Origin of the sequence: Bradyrhizobium sp. (assembly GCF_049691595.1) — a bacterium.
Classification (GTDB): domain Bacteria; phylum Pseudomonadota; class Alphaproteobacteria; order Rhizobiales; family Xanthobacteraceae; genus Bradyrhizobium.
Genome location: NZ_JBAVNZ010000415.1, coordinates 1 through 7,824 on the forward strand (window position 1 = coordinate 1; position 7,824 = coordinate 7,824).

At 65.2% G+C, this 7,824-nt stretch carries 7 protein-coding genes and 1 pseudogene; 2 read left to right on the top strand and 6 right to left on the bottom strand.

All coding sequences use genetic code 11. The annotated features are described in order from the left end of the window. Together WCE35_RS17625 and WCE35_RS17630 are read right to left on the bottom strand one after the other, a co-directional pair. The coding region (locus WCE35_RS17625) for a hypothetical protein (RefSeq protein WP_424594612.1) at positions 1 to 287 on the bottom strand (287 nt) is incomplete at its 3' end. Then, positions 284 to 574 carry a succinate dehydrogenase assembly factor 2 gene (locus tag WCE35_RS17630; protein ID WP_424594613.1) on the bottom strand — a complete coding sequence of 97 codons (291 nt, stop codon included), beginning with the start codon at positions 572 to 574 and terminating at the stop codon, positions 284 to 286. The genes WCE35_RS17625 and WCE35_RS17630, both read right to left, overlap by 4 nt. A 230-nt stretch (positions 575 to 804) precedes the next feature. On the opposite strand from WCE35_RS17630, the gene recG reads away from it, so the two are divergent. Further along, positions 805 to 2,913: an ATP-dependent DNA helicase RecG gene (recG, locus tag WCE35_RS17635; protein ID WP_424594614.1), complete on the top strand. Its 2,109-nt coding sequence runs from the start codon at positions 805 to 807 to the stop codon at positions 2,911 to 2,913. 120 nt (positions 2,914 to 3,033) lie between these two features. Here the strand turns inward: recG and WCE35_RS17640 are convergent, their stop codons facing one another. From WCE35_RS17640 to glmU, 4 genes are all read right to left on the bottom strand, one after another. Beyond that, the gene (locus tag WCE35_RS17640; protein WP_424594615.1) at positions 3,034 to 3,246 is read right to left on the bottom strand and encodes a hypothetical protein; all 213 of its coding nucleotides are present in this window, start codon (positions 3,244 to 3,246) and stop codon (positions 3,034 to 3,036) included. Between the two features lie 5 nt (positions 3,247 to 3,251). After that, positions 3,252 to 4,025 carry a DUF502 domain-containing protein gene (locus WCE35_RS17645; RefSeq protein ID WP_424594616.1) on the bottom strand — a complete coding sequence of 258 codons (774 nt, stop codon included), beginning with the start codon at positions 4,023 to 4,025 and terminating at the stop codon, positions 3,252 to 3,254. Positions 4,026 to 4,122: 97 nt separating this feature from the next. Continuing rightward, complete coding sequence (glmS, locus tag WCE35_RS17650) at positions 4,123 to 5,949, bottom strand: glutamine--fructose-6-phosphate transaminase (isomerizing) (RefSeq protein ID WP_424594617.1); 1,827 nt, start codon at positions 5,947 to 5,949, stop codon at positions 4,123 to 4,125. 139 nt (positions 5,950 to 6,088) lie between these two features. Further along, complete coding sequence (glmU, locus tag WCE35_RS17655) at positions 6,089 to 7,447, bottom strand: bifunctional UDP-N-acetylglucosamine diphosphorylase/glucosamine-1-phosphate N-acetyltransferase GlmU (RefSeq protein ID WP_424594618.1); 1,359 nt, start codon at positions 7,445 to 7,447, stop codon at positions 6,089 to 6,091. Between the two features lie 168 nt (positions 7,448 to 7,615). Here glmU and WCE35_RS17660 point away from each other — a divergent pair. After that, a pseudogene (locus tag WCE35_RS17660) lies at positions 7,616 to 7,824 on the top strand (hypothetical protein); the annotation flags it as partial.

The following is a 7,824-nucleotide window of genomic DNA, read 5'->3' on the forward strand; positions in this document are numbered from 1 at the left end:
ATGCCGCCATGCGGCGACACCCGGTCATAGGGCTGGCAGTCCCAGGCCGGGAATTGCATGACAGGCAGATCGGGCGCGAAGAATTCCAGCGCCCGCGCCAGTTGCTGCATCCGCGCGCCGTCGCGGCAGACCACCGCAAGGCTCACCGCCGATGGTTTTGGCCGCGCCGCCAGCGCCCGCGCCAGGTCGGAGACCACAAGTCCTTCCGCGCCCTCGGCGACGTTGGCCAGGGTCAGCGCGCGTCCGGGGGCCAGCAAAGCGGCGGGCGATTTGGCCGGCGGCTTCATGCGTCATGATCCACGGCGCGGAACGCCTTGATGCGTTCGAACAGCAGGCTGCGATATTCGGGCGCCAGCGGCCGCTCGCCGGTCAGCGCGGCATAGAGATCGGGATCAGAAACCTCGATCAGGCGCTCGAGCGAGGCGATGTCGTCGTCCGAAAGGCTTGCGATCTCGGCGTCGGCGAAGCGCCCGAGGATCAGATCCATCTCGCGGGTGCCGCGATGCCAGCAGCGAAACAACAGCCGCTTGCGGCGGTCGTCCAGGCCGCCGCTCGATCGTGTCGATCCCGTCATTGCAAGAAATCCCATCCGAACGCCGAAAGCCCGGACGTGCCGGGCGGGGTTGATATAGCGGTCGTGACTGCAAATGTCAGCTCTCACATTCTGTGATTTATCAACCTACCTCGTCATTGCCGGGCTTGACCCGGCAATCCATCATCTCTTGATGGATGCGCAGGTCATCCCCGATCAAGTCGGGGACAGGCGCCCGCGCACGACGGATTGTGTGCGAAGAGAAAGTTGAGATGCGCCCTGCTCTGCTCAATCCGCTGTTTGCGCCGGTCACGGGCCTCACCGGCGTCGGGCCGAAGCAGGACAAGCTGCTGCGCTATCTGCTCGGCCGCGATGAGACGCCGCGGCTGGTCGATCTGTTGCTGCATCTGCCGGCAAGCGTGATCGACCGGCGGGCACGGCCGAAGATCCGCGACGCGGCGCCGGGAACCGTCGTCACGCTGGAAGTGACGGTCGACCGCCACCGCCCGCCTCCGCCCCGCAATTCGCGTGCGCCTTATCTGGTCTATGCCAGCGACGACACCGGCGACGTGGTGCTGACCTATTTTCGCGCCCAGCCCGGCTATGTCGAAAAGCTGCTGCCGGTCGGCGCCAGGCGCTACGTCTCCGGCACCCTGCAGATGTTCGACGGCGTCCCGCAGATCGTGCATCCCGACCGTGTGGTTGACGAGGAGGGTTTTGCAAAACTGTCGGGCATCGATCCCGTCTACCCTCTGACCGAAGGCCTCGCGCTGGGTTCGCTCCGCCGCGCGATCGCGCAGGCGCTGCAAAAGCTGCCGGTATTGCCGGAATGGATCAGCCCGGAAGTGATCCGCCGCTGCAACTTTCCGCCGATCGCCGAAGCGCTGAACCGCGTGCATGTCCCGGTCGAGCTGACGGACATCCTGCCCGATGGCCCGTTCTGGTCGCGGCTTGCCTTCGACGAACTGCTGGCGGGGCAACTGGCGCTGGCGCTGGTGCGCGCGCAATTGCGACGCCCGGCGGGCGACCGCAACGCCGGCGACGGCCATCTGCGCAAGCGGATCATCGACGCGCTGCCCTACGCGCTGACGTCCTCGCAGCGCGATGCGGTCGCCGCGATCACCGACGATCTGCGCCAGCCGGTGCGGATGCTGCGGTTGCTGCAGGGCGATGTCGGCTCGGGCAAGACCGTGGTGGCGCTGCTCGCCGCGGCGGCCGTGACCGAGGTTGGCAAGCAGGCGGCGCTGATGGCGCCGACCGAAATCCTCGCGCGTCAGCACGTCAAGACCATCACGCCGCTCGCCGAGCGCGCCGGTTTGCGGGTCGCGATCCTCACCGGTCGCGAAAAGGGCAAGGAGCGCAGGGAAATCCTGGGACGCCTTGCGAGCGGCGAGATTGATCTTCTGGTCGGCACGCACGCGCTGATCCAGGACGACGTGGCGTTCATGGCGCTGGCGCTGGCGGTGGTCGACGAGCAGCATCGCTTCGGCGTGCGCGAGCGGCTGGCGCTGACGTCGAAGGGCGAGGCCGTCGACGTGCTGGTGCTGAGCGCAACCCCGATCCCGCGCACGCTGGTCTTGACCTATTTCGGCGACATGGACGTCTCCGAGCTGCGCGAGAAGCCGGCGGGCCGGCAGCCGGTCGATACCAGGGCGGTGCCTGCCAGCCGCATCGACGAGGTGATCGACGGCGTCGGCCGCGCGCTGCGCGCCGGCAAGCTGGTCTACTGGATCTGCCCGCTGGTGGAAGAATCCGAAGCCGAAGGCGTCGATCATCTCACCAACGCCACCAGGCGCTTCGAGAGCCTGCAAAAGCGCTTCGGCGATCGCGTCGGTCTGGTCCACGGGCAGATGAAGGGCGCGGAAAAGGATCGCGTCATGGCGGCGTTCGCCGCGCACGAAATCGGCCTGCTGGTCGCGACCACCGTGGTCGAGGTCGGCGTCGATGTCCCCGCCGCCACCATCATGGTGATCGAGAACGCCGAGCGGTTTGGCCTCGCGCAATTGCACCAATTGCGCGGCCGGATCGGGCGCGGCTCGGAAGCCTCGACCTGTCTGCTGCTTTACCGGGAGCCGCTCGGCGAGATGTCCATCGCGCGGCTCAAGGTGATCCGCGAAACCACCGACGGATTCCGGATCGCCGAGGAGGACCTGAAACTGCGCGGCGAAGGCGACGTGCTCGGCGTCCGGCAGAGCGGCCTGCCCGGCTACCGCATCGCGCGTGCCGAAATGCATGGCCAGCTCATCGCCCAGGCCCGCGACGAGGCGCTGCGCATCATGAAGGACAATCCGAAGCTCAAAGGCGAACGCGGCGAAGCGCTGCGCTGCCTGCTTTACCTGTACGAGCGCGACGAGGCGATACCGCTGATCGGGGCGGGGTAAGACCTTTTCAACCGTCATTGCGAGGAGCGTAGCGACGAAGCAATCCATCTTTCGTCGAAAGGGAAAGAATGGATCGCTTCGTCGCTACGCTCCTCGCGATGACGAAAGAGGACGGTGAACTTAAGCGAACTCTTCTATCTCTTCCTCAGTCGCAAAATCGCCGCGGCGTGCATCATCCATTCCGGCAAGGACTGCGGTTCGCTCCTCGTCGGATAGCCGGTAGATACCGCTGCGCCGTGACTCGATTTCGCGGGCTACTTCGGCGAGTTCTTCCTGATCCTCGATTGGCCAGGATTGAACCCGTTCCAGCAGGGTCTTTGTTCCAGGGCTCATAAAACTCACTCCACCTTCATAGGGTCCGGCTGCGGCGACGCCGAATTGGCGACGCGGGCGGCGTCGGCCATGCCGGCCAGCGCGGCGATCCGCTTCTGTGGATCGGAGCCCGGCTGCACCACGCCGCAGGACATGATCAGGGTCGCGGCGTCTTCGGCGCTCATGTCGACCTCGACGATCTTGCTCTTCGGCACATAGAAGAAGAAGCCCGTGGTCGGGTTCGGCGCGCAAGGCAGGAACACCGAGACGTGCTCGTCCTGGCCCGGAAGGCGGTTTGCGATCTCCATGCTCGGCGCCTGCGAGAGCAGGACGATCGACCACATGCCCGGCGAGGGAAACTCGACCAGGCCGACCCGGCGAAAACCCGATCCCTGGCCCGAGAACAGCGTCTCGAACACCTGTTTCAGGCCGCGATAGATCGCGCGCACCACCGGCATCCGGCCCAGCAGCCGCTCGCCGAAATCGACCAGCGTCCGGCCGATCAGGTTGGCGGTCAGGAAGCCGAGCAGCGTCAGCGCGATCACGGCGACGATCAGGCCCGATCCAGGCAGCCCGAACGGCAGATAGGTTTCCGGCCGGTAGGCGATGGGAACGAACGGGCGCACCAGTCCATCGACCCAGGTCACGAACCACCAGGTCAGGTAGAAGGTGATCGCAATCGGTCCGGCGACGATCAGGCCGGTCAGAAAATAGTTCCGGAAGCGGGCCATCAGCCCGCGCGGGGTGTCGGTCGGGGGGTCACTTGGCGGCACGGTCGGAGGCAGTTCTTGGCGGTTCATTACGGTTCCAGGTCGGTCGAAGCGGCCGGCTAGCTCCAGCTAAGCCATCCTAGCAGGTTTTTGAAGACCGCGAGGTGACGGCAGGCAGGGGTTTCGACTATTCGACCGTGACCGATTTGGCGAGATTGCGCGGCTGGTCGACGTCGGTGCCCATCACCACGGCGGTATGATAGGCCAATAGCTGCACGGGGATGGCATAAACCATCGGCGTAAAGGTCGGGGCCATGTCGGGCAGCACGATCGTCACCAGCGACTCGATGGTCGCTTCCGCGGCACCCCTGGCGTCTGTCATCAGAATGATGTTACCGCCGCGCGCGGCGACTTCCTGCATGTTGGAGACGGTTTTCTCGAACACCTTGTCGTGGGGCGCGATCACCACGACCGGCATGTTCTCGTCGATCAGCGCGATCGGCCCGTGCTTGAGTTCGCCGGCGGCGTAGCCCTCGGCGTGGATATAGGAGATTTCCTTCAGCTTCAGCGCGCCTTCCAGCGCCAGGGGATAGCTGGTGCCGCGGCCGAGATATAGCACATCCTTGGATTTCGCGATCTCGCGCGCGAGCTTCTCGATTTGCGGTTCTGACGTCAGCGCCGCCGCCATCAGGCGCGGAATTTCGACGAGGCCGTGCACCAGCCCGGTTTCGTCCGCCTCCGACAATTCGCCGCGCGCCTTGCCGGCGGCGATCGCGAGCGCGGCCAGCACCATCAACTGGCAGGTGAAGGCTTTTGTCGAGGCGACGCCGATTTCGGGACCGGCCAGCGTCGGCAGCACCGTCTCGCTTTCGCGCGCGATCGTCGAGGTCGATACGTTGACCACCGAGAGCGTATGCACGCCCTGCGATTTGGCGTAGCGCAACGCCGCCAGGGTATCGGCGGTCTCGCCGGACTGCGAGATGAAGATCGCCAGGTCGCCCTGGCGCAGCGGCGCCTCGCGATAGCGGAACTCGGAGGCGACATCGAGCTCGACCGGCACGCGCGCCAGCCGTTCGAACCAGTATTTGGCGACATAGCCCGCATAGCTCGCGGTGCCGCAGGCGGTAATCGAGATCCGCTGGATCTCCCTGAAATCGAACGGCAGCTTGACCGGCAGGTTGACCCGCTCGGTCGCCATGTCGACGTAGCGCGCCAGCGTATGGCCGACCACTTCCGGTTGCTCGTGGATTTCCTTGGCCATGAAGTGACGGTAATTGGCCTTGTCGACCAGCGAGGTCGCGGCGGTGTGCCTGATCGCGTCGCGATGCACGACCGCGTTGTTTTTGTCGTAGATGGTCGCGCCCTTGCGGGTCAGGACCACCCAGTCGCCGTCCTCGAGATAGCTGATGGTGTCGGTGAACGGGCCGAGCGCGATCGCATCCGACCCCAGATACATTTCACCCTCGCCATGGCCGACCGCGAGCGGCGGCCCGTTGCGGGCGCCGATCATCAGATCGTCTTCGCCGGCGAAGATGAAACCGAGCGCGAACGCGCCGCGAAGCTGCGACAGCGCGGCCTTCACGGCCTCAACCGGCTTGATGCCGCGCTTGAGCAGATCATCGACCAGATGCAGGACGATTTCGGTATCGGTCTCGGTCGTGAAGACGGCGCCTTTTTTCTCCAGCGCCTGGCGCAATTCGCGGAAATTTTCGATGATGCCGTTATGCACGACGGCAACGCGATCGGTCGCATGCGGATGCGCGTTGTTCTCGGTCGGCCTGCCATGGGTGGCCCAGCGCGTGTGTCCGATTCCGGCATGACCCGCGAGCGGCTCGGCGCGCAGCCGTGTTTCGAGATTTTTGAGTTTTCCTTCGGCGCGGCGGCGCGCGAGATGGTCGCCTTCGAGGGTGGCGATGCCGGCGGAATCGTAGCCGCGATATTCCAGCCGTTTGAGCGAATCCACCAGTTGCTCCGCGACCGGCGCGCGTCCGAGAATGCCGACAATGCCGCACATGCGGTTCAATATCCCCAAATCGTCGAAAGCATTTTCATACCAGTGTGCGATTTTTCTTAACGAGAAACGGCGATGTTCAGATACTCAATAATTATTGCGGATTGAGACAGTCTTAAGCGGAAAGCTTAATGCACGCTGGTTAATCGCCTTTCGGCTTCCTGCCCTTCGTCTTCATCTCGCGAAACCGCCTGGCCCCGCCCTCGCGGTTGGTCTGCGGACTGCGCTCGAGCGCCATCGCATCATCCGGCACGTCGCGGGTGATCACTGAGCCCGAACCGATATAGGCGCCGTTGCCGATTCTGACCGGCGCCACCAGCGAGGAATGGGTTCCGACGAAGGCGCCCTCGCCGATCGTGGTCTTGTGCTTGAAGAAGCCGTCATAGTTGCAGGTGACGGTGCCGGCGCCGAGATTGGAATTGGCGCCGACATGGGCGTCGCCGACATAGGAGAGATGATTGACCTTGACGCCGGCCTCCAGCACCGCGGCCTTGGTCTCGACGAAATTGCCGATCTTGGCGCCCTCGCCGAGCGAGGTGCCCGGCCGCATGCGCGCAAAGGGACCGACCAACGCCTTCTTGCCGATCGAGGAATGCACAATATGGCAGAATGAATGGATCACCGCGCCGTCGGCGATGGTCACGCCGGGGCCGATGACGACGAAAGGCTCGATCGTGACATCGCTGCCGAATTTGGTGTCGGCGGCGAGGTAGACGGTCTCGGGCGCGATCATGGTGACGCCGGCGTCGAGCGCCGCCTTGCGCAAGCGGGCCTGCATCACCTGCTCGGCTTCCGCAAGCTGGGCCTTGCTGTTGATGCCGCGCACTTCATCCTCGCCGGTTTCGATCACGACGGCCTCCAATCCCAATTCCCTGACGATGCCCACGGCATCGGGTAGATAATACTCGCCCTTGCTGTTGGCGTTGCCGATTTTTTCGATGACCGACAGCGCCTTGCGGCCGTCGAACGCCATCGCGCCGGCATTGCACAGCGTGATCGCGCGTTCGGCGGGCGTCGCGTCGGCGTGCTCGCGGATCGCAAGCAACCGGCCGCCCTCGACCAGGAGCCGGCCGTAGCCGGTCGGATCGGCGGCGCGGAAGCCGAGCACGGCGAGAACAGCGCCGTTCTTCAAGGGCGCGCGCAGGCGTTCAAAGGTCCCCGCCGTGATCAGCGGCGTATCGCCGAACACGACCAGCAGATCGTCCGCGCCGCGCGCGATGGCGTCGCGCGCCGCCAGCACCGCATGCGCGGTGCCGAGGCGCTCGCGCTGGATGAAGGTCGCGGCATCCGGCCGCACCCGTTTGGCTTCGTCCACGACCGCCTGGTGGTCCGGCCCGACCACGACGGCAAGCGCGGCGCCCGCTTCCTTCGGCGCGGCGTCAAGCACATGCGAAAGCAGCGACTGGCCGGCCAGGGGATGCAGCACCTTGGGCCGCGAGGAGCGCATGCGGGTGCCCTCGCCGGCCGCGAGCACGACAGTCAGGCTGGATCGCGCGGTCATTCAAATCCTCGGCGGATGCGGCGACGGGCTCAAGCGGCCGTCTTTAATTGTTTTCCCCGGGAGAGCAAACCGATTCGGCATCCCGCTATCCCCGGATTCAAGTGGGCGGCGCATTTCCTGTTAATGTTTGCTCCGTGATTCGGCAGGCTCGGGGGGGCTGACAACGTCTTGGCCAAGGATTCCGACCATCTGGCGGGAAGCTTCGCGACTGAAAATACCGGCGGCTTGCTGAGCGGTTTTTTGGCCGAGGAGGACGAGTTCGATCGCCGCGCGCTGTGGCGGATCGGATCGTGGGGCGTTGGCGCGGTCGGCGCCGTGATCATTGCCGTGATGGCCAGCCAGACCTCGCTCGGCTGGCGGCGCGACCGGATGGCGGC